Below are 26,421 nucleotides of genomic sequence, written 5' to 3'. Positions count from 1 at the left end.
GCTGAGATTCTGAGATGCTAAGTTTTTATTTTTATAGTAAAAATGAGCCTCAGAATTTTAGTAACTCAGCCCCTTAGAACCTTTAAAGAAAAAAAAATCAAAATTCCATTTTTCAAATTCGAATATAAAAAGTACTTTTGCGCATGCAACACAACGTACTTATTTTAGATTTCGGATCGCAATATACTCAGCTTATTGCGCGTAGAGTTCGCGAATTAAATATATTCTGCGAAATTTTCCCTTACAATCACTTTCCTAGTGATTTATCACCTTATAAAGCCGTAATTTTAGGAGGAAGCCCTTTTTCTGTTCGTGCAGAAGATGCTCCACATCCTGATTTATCTCAAATTCGAGGCAAGCTTCCAATGTTGGCGGTTTGTTACGGAGCACAATACTTAGCTCATTTTAGCGGAGGTGAAGTAGCAGCTTCGAACACCAGAGAATATGGAAGAGCTAATTTGTCTTATATTAAAGAGAATGAAGTTTTCTTCAACGGAGTTTCTGAAAACAGCCAGGTTTGGATGAGCCATAGCGATAGTATCAAAGCTTTACCAACGAATGCTGTAAAATTAGCAAGCACACATGATGTAGAATTTGCCGCTTATAAAATTGAAGGTGAAACTACTTATGCTATTCAGTACCATCCTGAAGTTTTTCACTCTACCGATGGGTCAAAAATGCTGAAAAACTTTTTAGTAGATATCGCTGATGTTCCTCAAAACTTTACACCAGGAGCTTTCGTAGAAGAAATGGTAGCGGAGTTAAAAGAGAAATTAGGAAATGATAAAGTGGTTTTAGGATTGTCAGGAGGAGTAGATTCTACTGTTGCTGCAGTGCTATTAAACAAAGCAATTGGACAAAATTTATATTGCGTTTTTGTTAATAATGGACTTTTGCGTAAAAACGAATTCGAAAATGTATTGAATCAATACAAAGGAATGGGATTGAACGTAAAAGGAGTAGATGCAGGCGATCGTTTTCTGTCAGAATTAGCAGGAATCAGTGATCCTGAAACCAAACGTAAAACAATTGGCCGTGTATTTATCGAAGTTTTTGATGATGAATCACACTTAATCGAAGATGTAAAATGGCTGGCACAGGGAACTATTTATCCTGATGTTATTGAGTCAGTTTCGGTAAAAGGACCATCGGCAACCATTAAATCGCACCATAACGTAGGTGGATTGCCGGATTATATGAAATTAAAAATTGTAGAGCCACTTCGAATGCTGTTCAAAGACGAAGTTCGAAGAGTAGGAGCTACTTTAGGAATAGATCCTGAATTATTAGGAAGACACCCTTTCCCGGGACCAGGATTATCAATTAGAATTTTAGGAGATATTACTCCGGAAAAAGTTCAGATTCTGCAAGATGTGGATGCCGTTTTTATCGACGGATTAAAATCATGGGGATTGTATGACAAAGTTTGGCAGGCAGGAGCAATCTTGCTTCCGGTAAACAGCGTTGGTGTAATGGGCGATGAGCGTACTTACGAAAAAGTAGTAGCGCTTAGAGCTGTAGAATCAACAGATGGTATGACGGCCGACTGGGTTCATTTACCGTATGATTTCTTAATGAAAGTGTCTAACGATATTATCAATAAAGTAAAAGGCGTGAATCGTGTGGTTTACGATATCAGCTCAAAACCACCAGCAACAATTGAGTGGGAATAGTACTATTTTTTAAAATTAAGGCGTTACATTTGTAACGCCTTAATTTTTTAAACCTACTATTTATGAGAGAATTTTTAACGATTTCTCTTGTGTTTGTTTTGTCTTTTAACAAAATAACTGCACAAGATTCAATTATTGAGCATCGGATTCAAAAGGGAGAAACTGCTTACTTTATTGCCCAAAAGTACAAGGTTTCAGTAGAAGAAATTTACAAACTCAACCCCGAATCACAAAACGGAATCAAAGACGATCAGATGATCAGGATTCCTGTTCATTCCTCTGAAAAACCAAATTCCAGTCAGCAGATTACTCACGTTGTTGGCGCAAAAGAAACTCTTTTTGGTTTAGCAAAACAGTATAACATTTCGGTGGAAGCTCTTCAGAATGCCAATCAGGCGATTCTTACCAACGGACTTCAGATTGGTCAGCAATTAATGATTCCGCAAGGTTCCGGAGACCTTTCTCAAACTGAAAGTACAATTTCTTCAAAAGTCAGCCATCAGGTTGTGGCAAAAGAATCTTTGTTTAGTATTGCGAGACAGTATAATGTTTCGGTTTTGGATTTGGAAAATGGGAATAAAAATCTTCTTCAAAATGGATTGCAGGTAGGACAGACTATTGCAATTCCGAATAAACGAAAAACTTTAGACGGACGAGTTCGTGTCATCAATCAGGAAACTGTTTTTCATGTGGTCGAGCCTAAAGAAACGAAGTTTTCGATCGCTAAAAAGTATGGAATTTCGATTGATCAGCTGGAATCGCAGAATCCTGAAATCGTAAACGGACTGATTGTTGGAAATAAGCTGGCCATTAATACAAAAGGAGTAAAGCCGACAAATGAAAGCGAAGAACTGATGATTGCTCTGGCCGAAAAGCAGGTAGTGGTGGAAAAAACAAAAGCCAAAACAGTCGAATTGGAAGATTTGAAAGACCGTTTGGTTGTTCAGAAAGAAATGAATCAGAAAATTATAAAAATTAATGATTTGAAAATCAATCTGAATGACATGAATGGCTCAAAAGAAAATTCAGTTGAAAAATTGCGATTGGTGCTGGAGGCTAATAAAAATGTGCAGGATGTTTTAATGGCGAAACTGGATTCGCTGGTTCGTACTATGAATGATGATCTGGTCGACTTGAAAAGACTGGATATTTTAAATGTTGACGAATCAAAAAGACTGGAAAAACAATCTTACGAAAGTATTGGGAAAACGAATGAATTATCGTCTCAGTTAAAAAAAGAGTTGGCAGAAAACCGAAAAGTCTATGCCGGTTTAATGCATAAAGTCGAAAAAATCGCTGTAGCCGAAAACCAGGAATACAAGAAAAAAATCCGCGAAAGTGAAAAAAATAATAATCCGGTTTCATTGCAGCAACGTCTTTCATTGGAAGAAATAAAGCAGTACAAAATAGAGCAGGAACAAGGTGATGCAAAGAATCAGCTCTTGATTGCTAAAATTGACTCACTGGATAATCAGAAGAAGATCGAAGTGAAGAGACATATTAGTAAAGCATCCTACTATAGCATGGAAGCCCGAAATTTTGATGATAAAGTGGCTTTGCTGAAATTGAAAAAGTATCAGGATCAGGCAATTAAAAATCAGAAAAAAAACGGATTCATTGGCGATTCAAAAATTATCTCATCGGAAGAAATGAAACAGGAGTTAAAGGAAAATCCGCTTAAAAGGGACAAAACGATAAAGGTGGAAGTTTTTGATAATCTTCGCGAAGTTTCAAACGGCTATTACTTAGTTTTGGGTATATTTACAGACGCAACGCTAAGGGATAAGCTCATTATGAAACTCATTGATTCCGGCGATTTTAACGCCAGTTTCTTTTTTAATATTAATAGTCTTTCGTACTATGTGTACTCCGATAAGTACCAAAATATGGAAGAAGTACTATATCAATGCAAGAAAAAAGAGGAAGATGAGTTATATAAAGAGGTGAGTATTGCTAAGGTCGAGATTGATCTTAGGGAATAAGCAATGCAGAAAAAACAAGTGGCAGGGATTTTGTTTTACAGAGAATTTTGTAACTTGTTTTTGAATTAGGAATTAAATTGTTTTAAGCTTTATTATGAAATATTATTCAACATTATTGTCTCTGATTTTTTTTGCAACCAGTTCCGCATTTTCACAAGAAAAGGTGGTAAAATATACGGTTTCAAGCGGAGAAACTATTAACCAGATTGCTGTTAAATTTAAGGTTACGCCTTATGATATTTATTCCCTAAATCCGGATGCCAGAAATGGAGTTAAACCCAATACCGTTTTATTGATTCCGACAAGCGGTGCTAAAACAGCAGTTAAAAATGATATTGCTCCGGTGAAAAGTTCAAATTCAGGAAAAACAATTACGCATGAAGTACAACCAAAAGAAACTTTGTTTGGCATTGAGAAAAAATATAATGTTACGGATGAAGCTTTAAAAGCAGCTAATCCTTTTTTGGTGAAAGATGGTTTGCAGATTGGACAAACTCTTGAGATTCCGTCAAAAGGAAGTGCGGTGAAAACAACTGTTTCAACTTCAGCGAAACCGAAATCGGCAGTACCGGAAAAGTATGTTTACCATGATGTGGTAGCAAAAGAAACTAAATTTTCAATTGCAAAACAATATGGAATGACCATTGAAGAATTAGAAAAACGTAACCCTGAAATTGTTTCAAACCTTCCAGTTGGTTATCGTCTGACGATCAAAGGAACTGCTCCTAAAGTAGAAACTTCTGCTCCGTCTGCGGCTGCTGTTGTAAAACCGGCTGAAACAAAAAAAGCAGTGGAAACTTCGAAAAAAGCAACTTCTTATATGGAGTATCAGGTGAAACCAAAAGAAACTTTTTATAGTTTAACGCATACTTTTCATATTACTCAGGAAGAATTAACGGCCTTAAATCCGGCACTTTCTGAAGGTGTAAAAGAGGGAATGGTTTTAAAAGTTCCGGCAGGATATGTGGCGCCAACACCAATTATCGTACACCAACAACCTGCTGAAAAAGAAGTTGAAAAAAGTATTGAAAAGACCATTGAAAAGCCAGCTGAAAATACAGCAGGAATTAAAGTGGTAGATAAAGTGAAATCCGAAACTGTTTCCGCGAATCCGGAAGTGGTGGAACTGACTAAAAAAAGAGGGGAGAACGAACGTAAGAAATTAGTTTTATTATTGCCATTCAATTTAGCGAAAATGCAGGGGGATACTATCAGTGCTGCCAGTCGAATTAAGAGCGATAAATTTTTGAACATGACGCTTGACTTTTATTCGGGAGCTTTGATGGCAATCGATTCAGCAAGAACTTTAAAGCTGCCAATTGATGTTGCAATTTATGATTCTCAGGAGACGAAAAACAGTTCTAATGTTTCAGGTTTAATGGCTCAGAATAAATTACAAGATGCCAATGCTGTAGTGGGACCTTTTTATCAAAGTAATGCCGAATCTACTGCCAATACATTGCGTTTGTATAATATTCCTGTGATTTCTCCATTATCAAAAGACAAAGCCAACCCAATTGATAATTTGTATCAGACGATTCCATCAAACGATGTGGTGCGAAATGCCGTTTTTGATTATATGAGAGGGAAGAATGGAAACATCGTTGCAGTTGTAGACAAAAAGAAAGAATCAGTGATCAGTTATATCAAACAAAACCAAAAAGGAGTTGTGTTTGCTAATCTGACTGAAACCGGAGCTCTGGATGTGGCCAATTTAAAAAGTTTGTTATTGCCTAACAGAATGAACTATGTAGTTATGGAATCGGCCAATACAGCAATGGTTAGAACGACTATAAAAGCTTTGACAGATGCTCAAAAAACCTGTCAGATACAGTTGGTAGTTTTAGAGCCAAACAATACACTGGATTCAGACGAGATTAGTTTTGACAGTTTAATTAAGTTGAAATTGATGTATCCGTCCGTTACCCGTGATAGTGATGAACAGTCTGTTTTGATTTTTGAAAAAGAGTACCGATTGAAAAATAAAGTAAATCCAAATACCTATGCTACAAGAGGATTTGATGTTACTTTTGATACCATGATGCGTTTGGTTCAGGGAAAAACTTATCAGGAAACAGCCGATTTAATGACAACTGAACAGGTTGACAACAAATTTCAATTTTACAAAAAAGAGGATGGAGGACACGCCAACAAAGGTGTTTACATCTTATATTACGATAATGATTTAACTTTAAAAGTAGCAAATTAATGACATCAAAAGTAACCTATTTAGGCGATTTAAGAACAAAATCAATCCATGTGCAATCCGGAAGTGAAATCATTTCGGATGCGCCTGTAGACAATAACGGAAAAGGAGAAGCTTTTTCTCCCACAGATACTGTTGCCAATGCTTTAGCGAGCTGTATGATGACTATTATGGGAATTAAAGCCCGTGATCTGAATGTGAATTTAGTCGATTCAACTGCCGAAGTAACGAAGATTATGAATGCAGAACCGAGACGTATAGGAGCCATCGAAATCGCTTTTGAAATGAAAGGGGATGCCGATGAGAAAAGCAAAACCATTTTGGAACGCGCTGCAATGACCTGTCCGGTGTTTTTAAGTCTGAATCCTGAAATTGAAAAGAAAATTACTTTTAACTGGAAGTAATTTTAAAATCCAATATTTTAAAATTTTAAATCCCAAATTCCAATTTTTGTTGGAGTTTGGGATTTTTTTTAAACAGAGAATTTTATACCAATTTTATTTCTATTTTACTCTAATGTTTTCCGGTATTATTGTCCGTTTTCGGGTTTTAAATCTTCTAAAATTGGAGTGCTAATTGCTTTTACCTCCTTCTGAATTTTCCCGTTTTTTTGTTCGAAAATCTGAATAGTGTTTTTGCCTTTTTTAAGCCAGCAACCCGGAACATATAGTGTTTGTTGTGGACCAACGCTCCAGTAACGCCCAATGTTGATTCCATTTACAAAAACAATTCCTTTGCCCCAGTCGCGCATGTCCAGGAAGGTGTCTCCGGTTTTACTCAGATTAAAGGTTCCCTGATATACCGTAGGACGGTCGATTTTTCCTGAGTTTTTGTAAGCCGTTACATCCGGTTCCTGAGCCATTGGTAACGGGTACATTTTCCAGTTTCCGGTAATGGTTTCGCCATTGATTATTACAGGGCTAATGATTCCTTTATTGTTGGCATTAATTTGAGAACCGTAGTTAATACGCCCCATATTCTCTACCAGAATATCTAGTGTTGCGTTAAAGGGAACTTCAATTTCACAATCGTATTTTTTGTAATAGCGGTTCAATTCTGCTACTTTTTTTCCGTTGACATACACTATGGCATAATCACGTAGGCCTTTTAGTTCCAGTTTCCCGCTAATAGGCTGTGTAAATCTTTTGCTGTACCAAACATAACCGTCTCCCTGATTGAGCTGTTCAAAGGTTAAAGGATTGTCTGCCGTTACAGGAGGGATTTTAGACTTTAAATCGGCTAAGTCAACGACTTTCGTTAAGGCAATATTCGGAATTGTGATCACGGGTATTTTTGCCGGAACAGCCGGAGTTTCATTGGTTTTGAGGATGGCTCTTAACGCATTGTATTTTGGGGTTGCCCAACCTGCCTCGCTAATGGGAGCGTCGTAATCGTAAGAAGTCATGTCGGGCTGAATGTCATGCTCTTTGTCGTAATTGGCTCCGGAAGTAAAGCCAAAATTAGTTCCTCCGTGAACCATATAGTAGTTGAATGAAACCTGATGGTCTAAATATTTTTGTGTTTGGTCAACAGTTTCCTGAGGAGTTTGTGTTGGGAAAGGTTCTGCCCAATGATCCAGCCAGCCCGGATAAAATTCTGCTACCATATACGGTCCTTGCCCGTTATTGAATTGGTTGACTACGTTTTTTAGTTTTGTAATATCACTTTCTCCATTTGCCGTTGGGAGAGCACCCGGTAAAGCTCCGCCTTCAAATAACCAGCTTCCGTCTGAAGTAAAAAACGGAACTTCGAAACCAATGTCTTTCAATTGTTGAAAAACGGCTGCACTGTATTTTTTATGTTCTTCAAGAGGAACATCTTTGCGTTGTGCGACATACGAGCCAAATTCATTCTCCCCTTGAACCATGATAATCGGGCCTCCTTTGGTGATTTGTAAATTCTTAACCTGATTGTACAGTTCGGAAAAATAGGCTTTAGTTGCGGCCAGATAGGCGGTGTTGTTTCCACGAATAACCATATCAGGAACATTTTGTAAAAACCAGGGATAACCTCCAAATTCCCACTCGGCACACACATACGGCCCCGGACGTAAAATCACGAATAAACCCTCTTCCTGAGCTGTTTTGATGTATTCGGCCAGGTTTTTATTTCCGGTTTTGAAGTCCCAGATTCCGGGTGCCGTTTCATGATAATTCCAAAATACATACGTGGCGACCGCATTTAAACCCATTGCTTTCATCATTTTTAAGCGATGGCGCCAATAAGGCTGTGGAATGCGGGAGTAGTGCATTTCACCGGAATGAATTTGTATGGATTTTCCGTTGAGCAGGAAATTTCCATTGGCAATAGCAAAACTTTGTTTCTCTTGGGCTGTTGCGCAAAGGGTAAGAGAAAGAAACAGAAAGGTAAGGTATATTTTTTTCATCTTTAATTCAAATTAGTGTTGACTATAATGAACAAGAGAGCACTATAAATCGCGCCCTCTTGTTTCTACTAACTAACCAATAAATTTTTATTCTGAAAATTCTAATTTTTTCAACTTGTTCCATCCCCCACGTGTGAAATCCGGAATTTCTACAGGAGCTGAACCGTTGTCAAGAGAAATCTCTGTTAATGGACCTAAACAAGACCATTCAGCTAAGTCGTAAACGTCCATGTCTAACGGAAGTCCTTTTTGCAGACAGTAAATCAAACGGTAATCCATTACGAAATCCATTCCGCCGTGACCGCCTACTTTTTTAGCCTGCTCTTCGATGTTTTTTACAATTGGGTGTTTGTATTTTTCCATTAATGCTTTTTTCACATCTGCAGGAACAAAAGAGTGTGCGCTTAATTTTTCGTGATTTGGTTTTACGTCGTCACCTAGTTCTTTGCCGTCTAATGCATATCCTTCTAATGGGTATTTGTTGGCAAAACCTTTTGTACCGCTTAATTGGTACATTCTGCTGTACGGGCGAGGAGAGGTAACATCGTGCTGGATTTGGATTGTTTTTCCGTTTTCAGTACGAATCATAGTCATAGTGTGATCACCATTTCTGAAATCTTTGATTTCTTTTCCTGATTTTTCTTTGATGTATGCCGGATTTCCAACCGCTTTCGTATCCATAGAAACTAAAAAGTTCATTTTGTCACCACGGTGAATGTTCAAAGCCTGACAAGCAGGTCCCATACCGTGCGTAGCATAAATGTCACCACGGTGTTTGATGTTGTAATCCATTCTCCAGTTGTTCCAGTATTCTCCCCAGAAAGGCTGAAGTCCGTGAATGTAAGATCCTTCGGCATGAAGAATTTCTCCAAATAAACCTTGCTGTGCCATGTTTAAGGTAGTAAGTTCGAAGAAATCGTATACACAGTTTTCAAGTTGCATACAGTGTTTACGAGTTTTTTCAGAAGTATCAATAAGCTGCCAGATTTCTTCCATTGTCATTGCTCCGGGAACTTCTATGGCTACGTGTTTACCGTCTTTCATCGCTTGTACACCAATGATAGCATGGTGTTTCCAGTCGGTGGCAACATACACTAAATCAACATTTGGTAAAGCCGTCACTTTTCTCCAGGCATTTTCGTCACCGTAAAATTCCTGAGCTTTAGGAAAACCTGCTTTGGTTAAGGTTTCGTTTGCTTTAGAAGTGTTTTCCTGTGTCATATCGCATAATGCGACAATTTCTACACCCGGAATATGTGTCATGCGCTCTACTGCTCCCGGACCACGCATTCCGAGACCTATAAAGGCAACACGAACGGTAGGTAGTGGTGTTGTTGCCAAACGCAAAACGTCGGTTTGACCTTTTGCACGGGCAGGTGTTTTGGTTTTAATCATTTGTGCCGATGCGTTTGTTCCTCCAAACAGAATACAGGCGGCTAACATGAATTTTAAAATACTAGTTTTCATAATGTGTTATTTTGATTTGAAATGATTGATAATCTAAAATCCGATTATCGGGGATTATTGTTGTGTTGTATTTTTAGTAAACCGTTGGGTGAAATGCATAACGAGAATGTTTTTTGCCACTGATTTTACAGATTCACATAGATTTTATACGCAATTAGTAAAGAAATCTGTGCGGATCTTTCTAATCTGTGGCTAATTTTATCATTTTAGCATTGCCATGGTTGTTCATCATAATTTTAGGGTAATGTATTGAAATTTATTTCCGGTTTTTTATTCGTTAATGGTTTTGTAAAAATAGTTTTTGGCGTGGTATAGTCATTAAAAAAACCTCCGTTTTTTAAATAAAAGAAACCATTTTCCGTTCCGCCTGCAAAATCCATTCGGTATTCTTTTGCCCCTGTATTGTCGTTTGTAAAACGTGCCGAATTAATTTCTGACCAGTTGCCTTTTTCATCACAAACCCATTGGTTGTTGAACAGGACTTTGCGGGACAGATCTCCCTGTTCCGGGATGAAATTTTCCAGAAAGGAATGAAATCTTTTCAAATAGGTATTGGTTTGAGGACGATTGAAACTGGCAATCAATAGCCATTTATTCAATTCGGGAGCGTAAAAGTAAGCGGTATATGTGGTGGTGTTATTACCGACAGGCAGTCCTCGAAGTAAAAACTTGTAGGTGTTTCCTGCTTTCCAGTTGTATTTTAAATAACTCTGTCCGCCTGAACCTTCGTTACCAAATTCGCCTGTGTATACATTTTCGCCTTTTTTCAGCAGTTTAATTTTATGAGTTTCCGGAATACTGTTGGGATCGTCAGTTGTAAAAGGGCTCCAGACCGAGAATAAAATTCTTCTTTCTGTGGCTGAGTTTACCTGAATTCCGAAGTAACCTTCGCCAAAACCATTTGCCATAAAATAAGACCCAATTTTGTCTTCGTTTTGAGGAACAGTAATTTCATTGTAATACCACTCGGTGTTGGTGTTTTCGGGAGTCTGATAGTTTAAATGTACAGAAGGTCCGCGACGTCCCCAGTGATAGAAGTCGCCTTCGTTGTTGGGTACATAGGAGATTTTACCGTCAAAATCAGCACTTGCAATCGTTAAACGACTAATAGACGGGAAACGATCGCCGGTTTTACTGATTCCTTTTATTTTAACAGCAATATATCCTTCTTTTTTAAGGTTCCAGGTTCCTGCGATAACGGCCTTTTTTGAAGTGGTGAAGTTTACTTTTTTGGTTTCATTATTAATCGAAAATTCGAGTTCGGATTTTCCATACACTTCAACAGATTCTTCTACCGTAATTTGAAAGGTTCCGGGTTTGGAAATTCTGAAATAAGCGGTGAAAAACTCGTTGGAATCTGTCCAGTTTTCGATGCCATTGTCGGTAATGGTATTTTTTCCGTCTAAATGTTTAGAACTATACGCATTTCCACCAAGAGGCAGAGAAATTGTTGTCTTTGGATTTTCTATGGTTTCATTTTCCGATGTTACATCATCATTGCTGCCAACGCAGGAAACCGAAACTAGAAAAGAAGCAAAAAACAGGTATACTATTTTTTTCATTTTTTGAGATTAAGTTATTATAAATGTATTCTCCTTTTTTTAAATTAACCTCTCTAACTCTTTTAATTAGAGAGGTATAAACAAACAAAAAAATATTTAAAATGATTATTTACCACAACTAATACATTTTAAAGCATCTTTCAGGTTTAGGGCTCCACATTTGCTACAAATAGCATGCATAGAGTTTGATGAACCATCTACTGCTTTTTGTTCACTATATCCTTGAGCTGTTAAGTCAATATCACCTTCCGCATTTAAAGAGGTATCATTATTTATTGAAAGTAAAGAAAGCTTTGCATTAGCGTATTGATTTGGGCCTGAAAATTTGACAGTAACCGAGAATGTATTAATTCCGGGAAGCAATTGTGTAGTTATTGTTCGATTAGAAGGTCCGAAGGCAGAAGTTATTAATGGAACACCAGGCATTCTAACTTCATATTTAGTAGGTACATTTCCGTGGTATCCAAATTGAAACTTAGCCTCAACAGCTTGAGAACAATATATTTCTCCAACAATTACTGCTTCAGTTCCTGAATTAAATTCTTGTGTGACCTGAAAAAGGGAGTATTGTATACTACTTGATTTTGCAGTTAAGGCAGTAGATTTTTTAGCGCTTGATTGTGAAGTCGAAGCTTGATTTGATGATAGCGGTTGTTCTGAAATTTCTTCATTGACACAACTGAAAATAAGAAGGGATAAGGAAAGTAAGCATAGGAGTTTTTTCATATAATAAGGTTTAATAGGTTAAAAGGATTATTATAAATAACCTCTCTAATGGACCAAATTAGAGAGGTTTCAAAACAAACAATAAATAAAAAACTATGGGTTTTGTGTTAAAGTTCCAGGATAAGCATTGATTTCCGATTGTGGGATATATTGTATCACACGTGGGCTACTAGCCGGAATATCAATCATTGGTAAATGTGGACCAGGGTAACGACGTGTCATCGTTTGTCCGTTTCGGTACACATCATAACCGCGATGTGCCTCAAAAGCCAATTCTAACTGACGTTCTTCGTCGATTCTTTGTACGGCATTTGTACTGTTTAAGGACGCATAACCTCCGCCAACAATAGCTCTTTCTCTAATAATGTTAAGGTTGGTCAGGGCATTGCCATAATCTCCTTTTTTGGCATAAGCTTCGGCCATGTTCAGGTACATTTCGGCTAATCTTGAAATGATAGGTGAGTGCAGATGTGAATCATTATCCTGCAATGAACATTTTGTAATGTAGAACATTGGATATACACGGTTTAAAAGCATCATATAGTCTTTCTCACCTGTATAGGTTTTACCCTGATATGTGATAGCATATTGTTTTTCTGCAGCATTAATCTCAGTAAGATTATAATCTGCATTCGAAATGGTGATATAGTACGATCCGTCAGCTTTTGTTTTTAAAGGCTGCTGAATATAATTATAACCAGTTTGTGTACCACCTGCATCCTTGACATCAACGATAAAACGAAATGATTCTGTTTTATTTCCGCTGGCATCTTTGGTGTATTGCGGATCAATAAAGGCCCAACGAGCATCTTTTTTATATCCGGCTTTGCGTAACAGATCAAGATATTCTCCACTGGCATACATTTCGCCCCATCCTTGTCCCTGAAGATTAGCATACATTCCACCAATTCCGTAATAATGGTCGTATCCTGAATATTCTGTAGCGACTCTTTTTACGGCAAAAATTGTTTCAGTTTGCGAACCTGAATCCGGAGCAAAGGTGTTGTATTTCATGAAGTTATCTCGGCTTAACAGGTTGTATCTTCCGCTGGCGATTACTTTTTTGGCATATTCTATAGCAAGTGTTGCATATTCCTGATTTGGGTTTTCATAGGTTCCGCTCATATATAAATACACTCTTGAAAGCATGGCCTGAGCCGCTTCTTTAGTAGCATAGGCAGCAGATTTGCTAACCGTCATTAAGGCTTCTGCCTTTTTTAAGTCGCTGATTGCCTGATCGTAAGTTGTTTTTACAGTAGAACGATCCGGTAACCTTATGTTGTTAATATTGTCAGGAACTCCGTTTACAATAGGGACTCCTAAGTTGGTTTCCGGCGATTGCGCATAGGGTCTTCCGTAAGTACGCGTTAAGTAAAAATAAATCATACCCCTTAAGTAGTAAGCTTCTCCTAATTGCTGATCAACAGCCGGGTTTTCTCCTTCGGGTATTATTTTGATCAAATCGCTCGATTGCGAAACAATTTTGTAACCGTTGTTCCAGAAAGCAGATAATCGGCCATTGTCCGGAAGATGCTGATACGAAATAAAAGAATAAAAAGAATCTGTAGAAGTCCCTCTTATCATAATATTATCTCCGGGATATTCCCCCACACGGTGCATCACATCTGACCAGTCCTTTAACTGTGCATAACATCCGTTTAGTAAAACCTCGATAGAAGCTTCCTTATCTTGTTGTATTTTTTCTTGTGTATAGGATGCAAATGGTTCTCTGTCTAACTCACATGAGGATAGAAAACTAATTGCGACACCTAATATTAATATCTTTTTCATGATTGTGCTTTTTTTAAAGTGTTAGATTAAGTCCAAGTGTAATTCTACGCGTTTGAGGGTAAATTTGCGTAGCCGTACCTGAGATTACATATTGACCGGTTGCACTATTGTAATTGGGAGAAAGCTCAGGAGTTACACCTGAAAAATGAGAGATTGTAAATAAATTTTCTCCGGTTACAAATAATCTTAAGCTATTTATGTTGATACTCTTAAGAGGTAAATTGTAACCAAGTGAAACACTTCTCAGCTTTAGATACGTTCCGGTTTCTAGAAAACGGGAAGAAACTTTGTTTGAGTTTGTATTATTGTCATAAATAGCCTGTGGGTGGGTAGCAATATCACCTGGTTTTTCCCAACGGCTCCATCCAGTGTGCAAGTTCATTTGGTTTCTGTCGGTATAAGCTCCATCTGAGTCAAACTCCGATCTCGCATAGTTGTAAATTTGCCCTCCAACAGAATAACTGAAGATAGCTGAAAAGTCAAAGTTTTTGTAATTCAAAGTAGTAGAGAAGCCTCCAAAGAAATCCGGTGTATAAGAACCAATTGCTTTTCTGTTTTTGAAAGCGTCTGCATAACTATAGGTTTTTACACGCTCTCCAGCTGTATTAGTAGTATACCATTGCGGTTTACCATTATCCGGATCAACACCTGCCCATTCTGCCAGATACCAACTGTCTACATCATAGCCTGGTTTCCATAATTTATTAGCTGATCCTGCGACTCCGCTTCCATCACTTGCGATGATTTCCTGACGATCACCATAAAGTTTGGTAATTTTGTTTTTGTTAGTACCAATATTCGCATCAACTGACCATTTCAGGTTTTCGGTTTTAATGATATCTACACTAATAGACGCTTCAAAACCTTTGTTGTTTACCTCACCAACATTTCTCCAAATACTGGTAACCCCAATCACACCCGGAAGTGGAACCGCATATAATAGATCGGAGGTGTTTTTATTGTAGTAATCAAGAGTAATGTTTACTCTGTCAAAGAAACTTACATCCACACCAACACCTGTTGTAAACGTTTTTTCCCAGCTTAAATCAGGATTGGCCAGTTGCGAAATAAGGGCTCCCGGATTTTGATTATAGCTTTGAGAGAAAGAGTATAAAGGAAGATGCCCGTATAAACTGTTTGGACGGTTTCCTACAGAACCATAACTTGCTCTTAGTTTTAAGTTGTTCACCCATTTGGCTTTAAAGAAAGCTTCATTGTGAATATTCCATCCACCACTGATAGAAAAGAAATTACCATATTGTGCATTTTTTCCAAAATTAGAAGCTCCGTCACGACGGAAAGAAAGTTGTGCCAAATACCTATTGTCATAAGAATAGTTCGCATTTGATAATAACGATTGTACCGCCCACTCTGAACGATTTCCGTCTACTTTTTCCGGGATAGCGGCTGGATCTGTTACGATAATTCCGGGAGGGATTCCGGTTGCCACCGCATTACTGAATTTAGAACGGTATTCATTCCATTCATAACCCGCAACAGCGTTTATCTGATGCTTATCAAATGAGGTGTTTAATTTTAATAACTGATTGGTATATAATCGGTTGAAAGTACTGTAGTAATCTATAACTCTGCCTTTTACGGATAAAGCGGGAGCAGATCTTGGGTCCTGATATGAAGTTGAATTCGAGTTACCAAAAATATAATTGTTTACGGAGGCAAAAGTCAGCCATTTTGTAAGTTTAACGTCGAAATCAAAATTTGAACGTACGTTGTAATTTTCAGATTCAGAAAAATTCCATTGTAAGTCGTACAAATAGTTAGATCCTGTAGTATTGACCCAGGTTGGATTAGGAGCGTTTCCAACCAAAGTTCCATCAGACAAGTAAGGGCTGTCCCATGGCAGGTTGCGATACATATCACCGACAGAGTGTTGTTTGTCGAAAGTGGTTTGTCTCGTTAAATTGACCTGAGGTCTGATGGTTAACCAGCTGTTGGGTTTGTATTCAAATTTCATCAAACCATTGTATCTTTTATAATCGTAGCCTTTCACAGCCCCGGTTTCGTCATAAATACCTAAGGAAACATAACTTTTGAAGTTTTCTCCTCCACCGCTGATTGATAGATTATAATCTTCTGCGAGCCCAGTTTGCGTGGCATTGTCCCACCAATCGAAATTTCTGTTTCTTAATTCGGGTGTCCACCACGAAGCGTTTTGAAAGATCTGCTTGTTTGGATAAGAATTGTATAAGTCGTACAACTCAGCACCGTTCATGATTTTGAAGTTCCCTGAATCTAAGGTAGCCAAAGAGGTTTTGGCAGAGAAATTGAAGGTTGCTTTACCGGCTTTACCGCTTTTTGTAGTAACAACAATGACACCATTGGCACCTTGGGAACCGTAAACAGCTGTAGAAGCAGCATCTTTAAGAACAGTAAGACTTTCAATATCTGATGGATTCATTGGAGGAGAACTGTTTCCCACAATTACACCATCCACAACCCAAAGAGGGTCAGTACTTCCGTTTACGGTACCTCTACCTCTGATCACTACTTTTGATGCACCTCCGGGTTGACCTCCGCTGGTACTAACAAAAACTCCGCTTGCTTTTCCTGCTAATAGATTTTCAACAGCCGGAGTAGTAACATCTAATAATTTTTTATTGTCTAAAGTCTGTAATGACCCAGTTAAGCTTTCTTTTTTTACTTTGCTGTACCCCACGACTACAACTTCGTCCATTTGTTGCCCGGCTTCTTTCATAGTCACTTTGATCGTGCCATTTCCGGCAGGGATTTCCTGATCCTGCATTCCCAGAAAAGTAAAGACTAAAATGGTGTTGGCATTTGGTATCTCTATGGCAAAGCTTCCGTCGATATCAGTTTGAACACCGGTCTTGGATCCTTTTATAATAACATTTACACCGGGAATTGGAATTCCTTTTTCATCCACAACTTTACCCTTCGCTATTTTTTGGAAGGCCAGTAAGCTGGTTTTGTTTAAAGGAATCTCTTTTGAGGGAGCAGCAGTTGTAATTTGAAAAGTTACGGACAACAAAGTACACAATGTTGTTTTTAAACTTTTGTCAAGTACAGTCTGCAACCTTAAATTTTTAGGTTTTTTTGAGAGTGCATCTTTCATACTCTTGTTTGGTTTTGGTTAATGATTGTTTTTTTGCGGTTGTTTTTTTGTTGTAATTATGGTGTTGATTTTTAACTCTTTTTTATCTCAAAAAAGACTTTTTAAAGAAGGAAAAATCTTATATCATGTTTTAACTACTTGACGAAACTATTGATTATATTTTTATTAACCAAGAAAAAACACAAAAAATGTGCTCGAACACACGAAATTTGTGTTCTCGAGCACATTTTTTTACGGAATCACCTAAATTTGACTCTGAAAAAAGATGAGCTATGTAGTAAATAAAAAATAGAGACTGAAGTAAAAAGTGAGAATTTTATGTGTAATTGTAATTGTTCTTTGTAAAAAGAATTAATTCGTTTAAAAAGAGGTCTTATTTATGTAAATAATGTTTTTTTGGATTACTTTGTTATGAAGTGAAAAAACTATAAAATTCCTATTTTTTTAGCTGATTTATAGCAGTGAAATTGGATTTTTCAAAATAAGAAATTCCGGAAGATTTAAAAGAGCTTTAGAGGGTGAGAAAAGATACAATGAAAGTCTTCTGATAGCATTTTAATTTAAAGAGTATATTTTTCTGTTTTGGATAAAAAAAAGCCTCTCTAATCCAATCAGAGAGGCATAGAAACAATATTTTTAAGTACTAATTATAAAACCTTGTTTCTTTTTATTTTAAGTAAGGTTAACCATTAAGATATTAGTTACTTACTTTTGATTGTTAAATTCTTTAAGTAAAGGCGTTATGTGATTTCTGGTATCTTCGTCTAAAGCTGCTTTTATTTTATCAGCCTCTTCCGGCGCATATTTCGACAATCCTAAGATTCCTGCTGCGGCCACATTGTAAGATTGGTTTTTAGTACTTTCAATCATTAAATTTTTGTAAGCGGCATCACCCGTTCCGGCAAGTTTGATAATGGCTGAAGCTCTCGCATAAGTTTTTTTATCATTTTGGGCAATGTTCAATAGGGTTTTAAGCGCAGCTTCTTTTATAGAATTGTCTGCTAAATCAATGGCACGGATACTGCGGGTTCTTAAATCGTCTCTCTGATCTTGTAAACCAGCCAAAAGAATCAGCTGTGCCTCATGACTTTTATCTTTTGCCGCAAACTTTATCGCTTCAATTCGGTTGTAGTATGTAGGGACATTTTTGTACTGATACAGGTAGTCGGATATCTTTTTGTTGTCAATGACTTTACCCACTAAGATTTTGTCCGGATCAAGATCGATGAAATCCGGTTTTGAAGGCAGGTCAAAACTGAAATTCTGCTCTCTTTTGTCAATTAAAATATCTTTTCTGACTTTGGTTCCATTAACATAAAAATCAACTTTTAACGGAAGGGTAAAGGTCTGTACCGAGCTTTCCTGAACTTGTTTTACTGCCATTGTTGCTTTTCCATCGGCATAACCGTATTCAATATTTAGAATCGGATTTCCACCCTGAAAGTACCATTGGTTGAAATACGGACTCCAGTCTTTTCCGGTTACTTCTTCCATTGCTAAACGCAATTGGTGACTTTCTCCTGTTTTGAATGCATTGGTCGTTAGATATTTATTTAAAGATTTAAAGAAGGCAGCATTACCCATTTGATTTTTTAAAGCATACAAGATAATTGAACCTTTAGAATAGCTAATGTTGTCAAACATATCTTCTTTGTTTCCATAGTGAAAACGCGCCAGTGGCGGACTAACTCCTTCTTTGGAAGAACGCAGACAGTTTTGTAGTTTTTCATAACGAGAGCGGTCTTCGGCATCCTGCCCTTCATCGTGACCGTGCCAAAGGACTTCACCAAAAGTGGCAAAAGATTCGTTCATGGTTAAGTTCGACCAGGATTCGGCGGTAACATAATCTCCAAACCACTGATGAAAAAGTTCGTGTGCAATAGTACTTTCCTGATTATCATCGAGTAATTCTCTTTCGGTTTTTTGTACGTGCTCACCATGTAAGGTTGCCGAAGTGTTTTCCATGGCACCCGAAACGTAGTCTCTTGCTACAATCTGAGCATATTTTCCCCATGGATATTCTACCCCAAGCATTTTGCCGTAAAACTTCATCATGTCCGGAGTTTTTCCAAAAATTTGTTTGGCGTATGGTGCATATTTTGGTTCCAGGTAATAGCTTACTTCTTGTCCGTTATAAGAATCTTTGTAAATTTTAAAATCACCTACAGCCATCATAAAAAGGTAGGGTGAATGCGGCAGATCCATTTTCCAGGTATCAGTACGCGTACCATTTTTATTCACTTTTTGGGAGATTAATTTTCCGTTTGAAAGCGAAGTGTATTTGGCATCAACCGTCATGGAAATTTCAGAAGTTGTTTTCTGATTGGGTTTATCAATGGTTGGAAACCAAGCTGATGAGGCCTCTGTTTCACCCTGTGTCCAGATTTGAATCGGTTTGTCGCCTTTTCCATCAGGGTTGATAAAATACAAACCTTTTGCATCTGTTATGGCGAGACTTCCTTTCACTTTAAGTTCGTCCGGCTTTGCGGTATAATCAATGAAAATGATGTATTTTTCGGTGCTTTTATATTTTCTGTTTAGGGTGATAGAAAGCTGTTCATTGTCGTAGGTGTACTTTAATGGGATCGTTTTTTTACCATCGACAATAGCAATAGTTTTGAAATCCATTCCTTTAGCATCGAGTCTAAGAGAATCAGTATCATAAAAATGAGGTTTTAAAGTCAGCCATCCTTTTCCGTATAAATAACGTTTTCCGTAATCAAAAGATACGTCCAGTTTGGTGTGCACAAGGTCATTTACTTTTAATGGGGTAACCTGATAAACAGATAATGGGTTTTTGGTCTGATCACTGTTTTGGGCCATCGCATTTTGCCCGGCAACAAGGAAAAGACTAAAAAGGGAATACTTTAAAAATTGTTTGTTCATTTTTTGGTTTTTAGAATGATTATTTTGATTGATTATTGTTTATGATTGTCCTTAAGGTGTATCAGGAATATTTTTCTGCCACTGATTATGAAGATTCGCACAGATTTTATACGTAATTATTAAAGCAATCTGTGGAAATCGTTCTAATCTGTGGCTAATTTTACCACCTTGGTATTAGTCACGGATAGACCTTATTATTGTTTTAAACTTGAAATGGAGCTAAGAACGTTTTAAAATGACATTTCAGTCGCCATAAAACTCGCATTTTTATTTCGAAAAATACAATTTTAACCGAAGTATTTTATAGTTTTTCTATAATTCGAACTTCACCGTCTTTCTCCTCTTCGGTTAAAATATTGGATTGTTTTTTACGAAATGTTTCAAAAGTCCATTGTACAATTTTGTTGTCAGGATATAATATGGCTTGTTTTTGCAGCCATTCCTCCGCTTTTTGTGCCGAAGAAGTTTTCTCGATTGCCCAGGCCGTAATGAGTTGGTTAGCCGGAAGAAAATTCATAACCATATTGTCAACTTTTGGGTTAAAAGCAATAATGTTTTGTAAAGCGCTTTTGGCTTTGTCGGCATCACCCAAGCTCATGTAACATTGATAATTGAGCCAATTTTCGAGCCTTTCGTCAATATCTTCGTCATAGGGTTTTCCTACTCCTAAATTTTCCGGCCATAATTTAGCATCCGAAATCAATTGTAATGCTTTTTTGTACTGGTTGTTTTTCATTTCGGCCAAAGCCTGCATCAATTTTGCTTCATGATACAATTGACGTCCTGCAGTAGCGCCTTCAAAGGGAAGGATTTCCAGTTGGGTCAGAAAAGCATCGGCAGCAGCGTATTTTTTGTTCAGGAGCAGTGTTTTGGCATACAGCATCCCCATTAAATAATTTTGAGGATGTTTTTTGTAGAAAGGTGCTGCGGTTGCCAGTGCTTTATCAAATTCTTTTTGGGCTATGTAGTATTCGGTTAAAAGTTTAGGATATCTCCAGCTTTGACCGTCTAATTTAATTGCTTGCTGCAGACTGGACAGAACCAATGGAGTCTCATTTTTAAATAATGAAGCTTTGGCCCCATAGAAAGCAGGATCAGCAGGCAGATTGGCGCATTGCAAAAACAACTCTTTTGCTTTTGATACATTATCGCGATTCCATTCGATTAGAGCCAAATGATATTTTAATTGCCACTGATTGTTCGTTTTGATTAATTTCTCCAGAATTTCAGCTGTCTCTCCACGGAAAGGGAAACTAATTTCGGGTTGGAGTTTGCTTAAATCAACCACTTTGTTTTCTAAATAAGCTTTCCAATATACAATTTCAGCATTTGGAAGGGCAAGTGAAAGTACTTTTAAAGCTTCTTCTTTACGACCTAATTGCGTATACCATATTCCTAACTCCAGATGAGTTTGCTGTGGCATTTCGTTTTGAATCAAAGCCGTAAAATGCTGTTTTGATGCCTCTGACAAATCCCAAAGATATTTTTCAAAACCAACAAAATGATTGAGTGGATCAACGTTATTTATCATATTGAGAATTTCGACTGCTCTACTTTTATTATTTTGCAGACGAGATAATACGGCAAGTAATTGTAGACTTTCTAAATTATCCTGATTGTTCCGTAAACTTTTTTCGGCATATTCAGCTGCTTTTGCAAGATCGTTTTCCCTAAAGTAAATTTTGCTTAAAGCGGTATAAGCAGAACTTCGGAATTCAACGCTTGCTGCTGCGATATCAAAACCGTCTTTGGCATCGGTAGTATTGCCTAAATGAAGGTTAGCTAATCCGTAATAATAATTGGCAGCAGGATGATAGGTATCGATAGACAAAGCTTTACTTGCTGAATGGACAGCTTCGCGGTATTGGAATTTACGAATTTGTAAAATCGCTAAATCAGCAAGAGCAGGAGCGTAGTTGGGATCTTTTTGAAGACAGGCTGTTAGTTTTTCTTCTGCTTTGACATAATCTTTAAAACTAAGGTAATTTTTTCCCTGCAGGTACAATCCGTACACCGAGTTATGGTCAAAATCTTTAGGAATTTCCAATGGACGGTTTAGATTTCCATCTTCCGGAGCCGAATTCCACACGAGTTTATTTTCGCCAAGTGTTAGTTTTAATTGGTTTGGATCAACAGCGATCTGAATAGAATCTTTGAAAGATTGTAATGTATTTACCGAAATATCTTTGGAATAGATTTTTTTGCCATTGTCAAAAACTTCCAGTTTTTCGTTGAGTTTTTGAAGCGGAGAAAAATAGATTTTCAACCAGCCGTTTTCGTTTTTTACGTTTACGGCGCCATAATTATTAGCTTTCACAAATCCTTTGGTTTGTTTCACCGGAAACCAGTATTCGGTCCATAAATCCGTTTGATAAGGGGCGAAGGAACGCTGTTTAAAAGGGGTTAAACTGCTGCCTTCACTCGCCTGATTAAATAGTCTTCCACTTTGAACTTCTACATATTGACCGTCGGTATCGGTTAATAATTTTTCCCAGATCATTCCTTGTTGAGACAGTCCCCAGATCCATATTTTTTTGCCGGGTTTGTCGTCGTGATTGCCATATCTTCCCATTCCAAAATCTTCGTCATGGTAATATCCGCCAAAGAAATCATCGTATTTGCCAAAGACATGATACGATTTGTAACCGCCAAAATTATTGTTTTTATAGAACGAAAGGTCTTTACCATTTTCTTTGTCAATGGGCCATGAATTGTGCTCGCCATTGTGTCCGATATAACTTTGTCCCGGGTAAATGAATTGTAGACTTTCAGCAGCTTTTATACCGGTATTCATCCAGGTATAGTAAGGTTGCTCGGTTTCAGTGGAATTGAACCAGAAGGAATTGGTAGTAAAATAGGCTTTATCTTTGGGTAAATTGATGTCCAGTTTCCAGGATGTTCGCGTTAGCAGATCCAATACGCCAATCACACAACTTATACTTCCGTCTGCTCTGGTTAGCGTGATATAATCAACGGGAGTAGCGCAGTTGGGAGTGTGTCCGATGATACCATAATTACCCTCAACACCACCGCTTGTCCAGGGGCCGCGCATGGCAATATCTCTGAATTTAATCACATGATTGTTGTAAATAAAGTCCTTTCCTGTTGATTTCTCCACAGCCGACCAAACTTTTCCGCCAATTTCAGGAAGGATCATGAGTTTGATGTAATCATTTTCCAGTTCGATTACTTTCCATTCTTTTTGCACAGGTTTATCCGTAAAACCGTCAAATCGAAAATAAGGATACACTTTGGTATCCGGCTTCGGAATGGGATCAGGGTCTGAAAACGGGTAGGTGGTGAATACTTTTTTGTATTCTTTTATGGTCGGTTTATTTTGTGCGTTGACAAACAGGCTTCCAAGGAGTAAAACTGATAAAAAGGGTCTAAGTTTCATATGTTTGGTGTGAAATGTTAGAGGTTAGTTGTAAAATGTTAACTGTGAGTTTAGTTGTAAATTTTGGATTTGTTCTTAAGTGTTTGATTTTTATTTTTTTGCCTTGTAAAACCTGACAGATTTTTAAAATCTGTCAGGTTTACTTTGGTAAAGGTCATAATCTCACATTTTACATCCCACATCTCCCTTATTTAACAATTAATAGCCAGCCTTTTCCTTTTGATACCGGTATTTCGTCTTTTGCGCTAAAGGTTTGTGCCGGTTGGAAATTCAGAATTTCAGGGGCGGTTATAGTTGCTTTTGCCGGATTGATTCCTAATTTTTTCCAGTCGATATTAAGTTTCACTTTTACATCCGTATCGGCCCAGCTTGCGATAGAGATTAAAGCGGTTCCGTTTTTTTTGTAAACCGTTGCCAGTACTTTGTCGTTAGCCGTTTTTACCGGACAGTTTTCGCTCCAGTACCCAATCATTTCAGAACCTTTAATTCCAAAAGTATCCCATAATTTCCAGATAGGTCTTGGGTCGGCATTATGGCTCCATGGCATTCTGTTGGTCATTCCGTAAACCATTCCTCTCCACGGGTTTCCTCCGTCCTGTAGCATTTCACCCATTAACCCGAAAGGAATTCCGCTCACTTCGGTCAGGAAAAAGTCAGGATTGTTTTTTTCGTAATCAAAATATTCTCCAAACCACAGTTTGTTGATGTATGGAAAGTGCTCCATGTACAAATTGGCGCTGTTGTTAAATCCGTCACTTTTGTTGTATTGATTAGCACTGTGGAGGTCAATAATTCCAGGATGTCCATCTTTGGTAAGGACTCTTTTGATTCGTTTCATGGTAATTCTGTCAAAAGCAACATCATCAAGATAAACACCATCGATACCCACATTTTGTGTCAGCCAGTTCATTCCTTCCACATAATAATTGTGCCAACGGTTCATGCCACTGTTTACAATTGCAGCGTCTTTAATTTCAGGTACAAACCAGGCTGCAATATAATCGTCTCCCACATGTTCCTGTAGCCAGGAGAATCCGCCTCCTTTACCCGGAGAGTAAATTTCATGTCCTAAACTTCTTAAGGCAAAAGTTTCGTAAGCTTTGTTTGAAACCTCTCTGACAGTATTGTAAATCTTAACTTTTAATCCTTTTTCATGTGCTTCATCGATATAACTTTTCATTTTTTTAAATTCAATGAAAGGATAATTGATGTATGGATTGATGGCATTGGCATGGTGAATATTAATTACTGTTGCTCCTGTTTTGGCAATCGTATCGATATCGCTGTATTTGTGATAAAACTTAGTATCCCACTGAAAATCGGTATTTATGGTGTGGAAAGGCGTGATTAGTAAATTGAAATTATAATACAAAACATCTCCTTTTTTCATGTTTCGGGCGCCGCTGTATGCATTCACTAAAACCGATTTTGGATTGGGAGTGATGGTAATTCCTCCTTTATTTTCGTTCCCCCAGGAAGTGGGAAGCAATAAAGGTTTTTGCAAGTAAAAATTGGTGTTTAACGGACGGCTGTATTTTTCGTCGCGTAACGAAAATTGCAATCCTGAATTTACATTTCCAATCCAGGCCCCATCCTGATTTTTGTGCGCAACATCCCATTTCCAGTCAAAATTGGAAGGACGATCGCCTCCTTTTTGACCTAATCCCATCATGTATTTTGCAGAAGAGGGCTGAATAGGCATTTGGAAATTGATATCATTAAAAGCGGCATCTTCAAGTGCCGTAATTTTTACAGTGTACGTTAAAAAGCCATCAAACTCTAAAGAAGCATTTACATCCATCTGAAGTGATTTTGAAGTAGAAGTACTTTCCCAGGAAACGGTTCCGCTTTCTTTTTTCAGAAATTTAAGGCCTGCGTTCTTCCATTGTAATGATTCTTTACCAGAGACATCCAAAAAATGAAAAGCTAACGGAGCACTTAAAATGTCATTGGCTTTTGAACCAACTGTTGTCATTTCGGGTGTGAAATACGTTTGAATTTGCGTTGGAAAACCATTGGAACCCAAAACTAATTTCCTGCCCAATAAGGAGATTTCGGTATCTTTTACAGTTAATGGAGTGTAAGGAGCAATAACCGTATTTTCCTGTGCCAAAGTAGAATTCAGCCATTTCAAACGTGTCATTTTCTCAGGAGAATAGATGCCACCGTTTTTAGTAATTTCATTGGTTACTTTTATCTGAAGCACAATGTCTTTTGATTTTCCATCAGCAATTACGGTAGCTTTACCGCTGTAGGTTCCTGCCGCCGCAGTTTCCGGAACATTGATGCCACACCATAGGGCTTGTACTTTTCCTTTAGAAACCGAAACGGTATTTGTAAAAATAGCTCCATCGTATTTTGTTCCGTCAGTATTGATACAGTTAATGTCTTTCGATTCGATGATGGCTCCGGTAGAACTGATTAAATTCGAAAAGGTAACTTTGACGTTGTCAAGATTCTGCAAGGCATAAACGCCCAGTTGAAAGGCCAGATATTCACCTCTTAGCGCCGTGTCCGAAAAGGTATTTTGAACGCCTTTTTGAATCCATCTTTGTGGCAAATCATTTTTCATTCGGATCGAATACAAGCGGTCTTCCGGGAAAACCAGGAAGGAACTGCCGCTGTTTTTGGCGATAAGATTTTTAGTTTCGGCCGCAGTTGCGATTACTTCCATCGGATAAAAACTATTGAAAGCATTTACACTTTGAATTTCGGTAACGGTACAATTATCAGCTAAATTGGATTTGATTTTAGCAAGCCATTGCGCGTCTGCTTTATCTTCAGGTTTAGCGTAAACTCCTTTTGGATAGTTAGCGTCACCTTCGTCGATGTAGGGCATATAATACACATAATACGTTCCTTTGCCTGAAATTGGTTCGAAGAAAATAGTACCGTTTTCTCTGTTAATGTCAGTTGTTTTTACGTTTGAAATGGTTTTGCCTGAAGCATCCTGAACAATGATTTTTTTCAGTTCGGGTTTTTCGTCTCTTCTGCGCCATTCGATCGTAGCTTTGGCTACATTTCCGGTGCCGGTAAAGCTTACTGCAACTCTGTGATTCCCTAATAAGTTAGGGTTCCAGCTGTCGTTACCGTCCGAATATTTTATTTGGGCGGTTAACGAAATACTGAAAACGAATAGGCACAGCATCAATAGTCTACTCAAAATGGATTTGTTTTTTAGGTTTGCTTTCATTGTTTTATTATGTGAGTTGTGGGTTTTGAGTTATTAGTTTTGAGTTATAGAGGATAAG

13 protein-coding genes are annotated in these 26,421 nt (G+C 37.7%); 4 read left to right on the top strand and 9 right to left on the bottom strand.

The features are described 5' to 3' along the window. Window positions 1-143 precede the first annotated feature (143 nt). The 4 genes from guaA (at window position 144) to BHE19_RS09240 (ending at window position 6,265) form a co-directional block, all read left to right on the top strand. Window positions 144-1,673 carry a glutamine-hydrolyzing GMP synthase gene (gene guaA, locus BHE19_RS09255; protein ID WP_017497318.1) on the top strand — a complete coding sequence of 510 codons (1,530 nt, stop codon included), beginning with the start codon at window positions 144-146 and terminating at the stop codon, window positions 1,671-1,673. A gap of 62 nt (window positions 1,674-1,735) precedes the next feature. Further along, on the top strand, window positions 1,736-3,655 hold the full coding sequence (locus tag BHE19_RS09250; protein ID WP_070906869.1) for a LysM peptidoglycan-binding domain-containing protein: 1,920 nt from the start codon (window positions 1,736-1,738) through the stop codon (window positions 3,653-3,655). 94 nt (window positions 3,656-3,749) lie between these two features. Then, window positions 3,750-5,864, top strand: coding sequence for a PBP1 and LysM peptidoglycan-binding domain-containing protein (locus BHE19_RS09245; RefSeq protein WP_070906868.1), 2,115 nt, complete (start codon window positions 3,750-3,752; stop codon window positions 5,862-5,864). Then, window positions 5,864-6,265 (top strand): OsmC family protein, encoded by a 402-nt coding sequence (locus BHE19_RS09240; protein ID WP_017497321.1) that lies wholly within the window; start codon window positions 5,864-5,866, stop codon window positions 6,263-6,265. The genes BHE19_RS09245 and BHE19_RS09240 overlap by 1 nt, the downstream gene beginning before the upstream one ends. 125 nt (window positions 6,266-6,390) lie before the next feature. Here BHE19_RS09240 and BHE19_RS09235 read toward each other — a convergent pair whose 3' ends face one another. The 9 genes from BHE19_RS09235 to BHE19_RS09195 all read right to left on the bottom strand — a co-directional run bounded on the left by BHE19_RS09235 (window position 6,391) and on the right by BHE19_RS09195 (window position 26,363). Then, a complete protein-coding gene (locus BHE19_RS09235; RefSeq protein WP_070906867.1) occupies window positions 6,391-8,247 on the bottom strand; it encodes a beta-galactosidase in 1,857 nt (618 codons plus the stop codon). A gap of 87 nt (window positions 8,248-8,334) precedes the next feature. Further along, window positions 8,335-9,690 (bottom strand): Gfo/Idh/MocA family protein, encoded by a 1,356-nt coding sequence (locus tag BHE19_RS09230; protein ID WP_198288053.1) that lies wholly within the window; start codon window positions 9,688-9,690, stop codon window positions 8,335-8,337. A gap of 260 nt (window positions 9,691-9,950) precedes the next feature. Then, window positions 9,951-11,276 (bottom strand): DUF3472 domain-containing protein, encoded by a 1,326-nt coding sequence (locus tag BHE19_RS09225; protein ID WP_070906866.1) that lies wholly within the window; start codon window positions 11,274-11,276, stop codon window positions 9,951-9,953. A gap of 105 nt (window positions 11,277-11,381) precedes the next feature. Next, on the bottom strand, window positions 11,382-12,002 hold the full coding sequence (locus BHE19_RS09220; RefSeq protein ID WP_070906865.1) for a hypothetical protein: 621 nt from the start codon (window positions 12,000-12,002) through the stop codon (window positions 11,382-11,384). 93 nt (window positions 12,003-12,095) lie between these two features. Then, window positions 12,096-13,793 (bottom strand): RagB/SusD family nutrient uptake outer membrane protein, encoded by a 1,698-nt coding sequence (locus BHE19_RS09215; RefSeq protein ID WP_070906864.1) that lies wholly within the window; start codon window positions 13,791-13,793, stop codon window positions 12,096-12,098. Between the two features lie 13 nt (window positions 13,794-13,806). Beyond that, window positions 13,807-16,887 carry a SusC/RagA family TonB-linked outer membrane protein gene (locus BHE19_RS09210; protein WP_070906863.1) on the bottom strand — a complete coding sequence of 1,027 codons (3,081 nt, stop codon included), beginning with the start codon at window positions 16,885-16,887 and terminating at the stop codon, window positions 13,807-13,809. A 705-nt stretch (window positions 16,888-17,592) separates the two neighbouring features. Further along, complete coding sequence (locus BHE19_RS09205) at window positions 17,593-19,773, bottom strand: M1 family metallopeptidase (RefSeq protein WP_070906862.1); 2,181 nt, start codon at window positions 19,771-19,773, stop codon at window positions 17,593-17,595. A gap of 301 nt (window positions 19,774-20,074) precedes the next feature. After that, complete coding sequence (locus tag BHE19_RS09200) at window positions 20,075-23,170, bottom strand: DUF5107 domain-containing protein (protein WP_070906861.1); 3,096 nt, start codon at window positions 23,168-23,170, stop codon at window positions 20,075-20,077. A 187-nt stretch (window positions 23,171-23,357) separates the two neighbouring features. Further along, entirely contained in the window at window positions 23,358-26,363 is a 3,006-nt protein-coding gene (locus BHE19_RS09195) for a glycoside hydrolase domain-containing protein (protein ID WP_070906860.1), read from the bottom strand. Window positions 26,364-26,421 lie beyond the last annotated feature (58 nt).

This window comes from Flavobacterium tructae (genome assembly GCF_001853485.1).
In the GTDB taxonomy this organism is placed as follows: domain Bacteria; phylum Bacteroidota; class Bacteroidia; order Flavobacteriales; family Flavobacteriaceae; genus Flavobacterium; species Flavobacterium tructae.
This window is presented reverse-complemented; position numbering and strand designations above follow the sequence as displayed.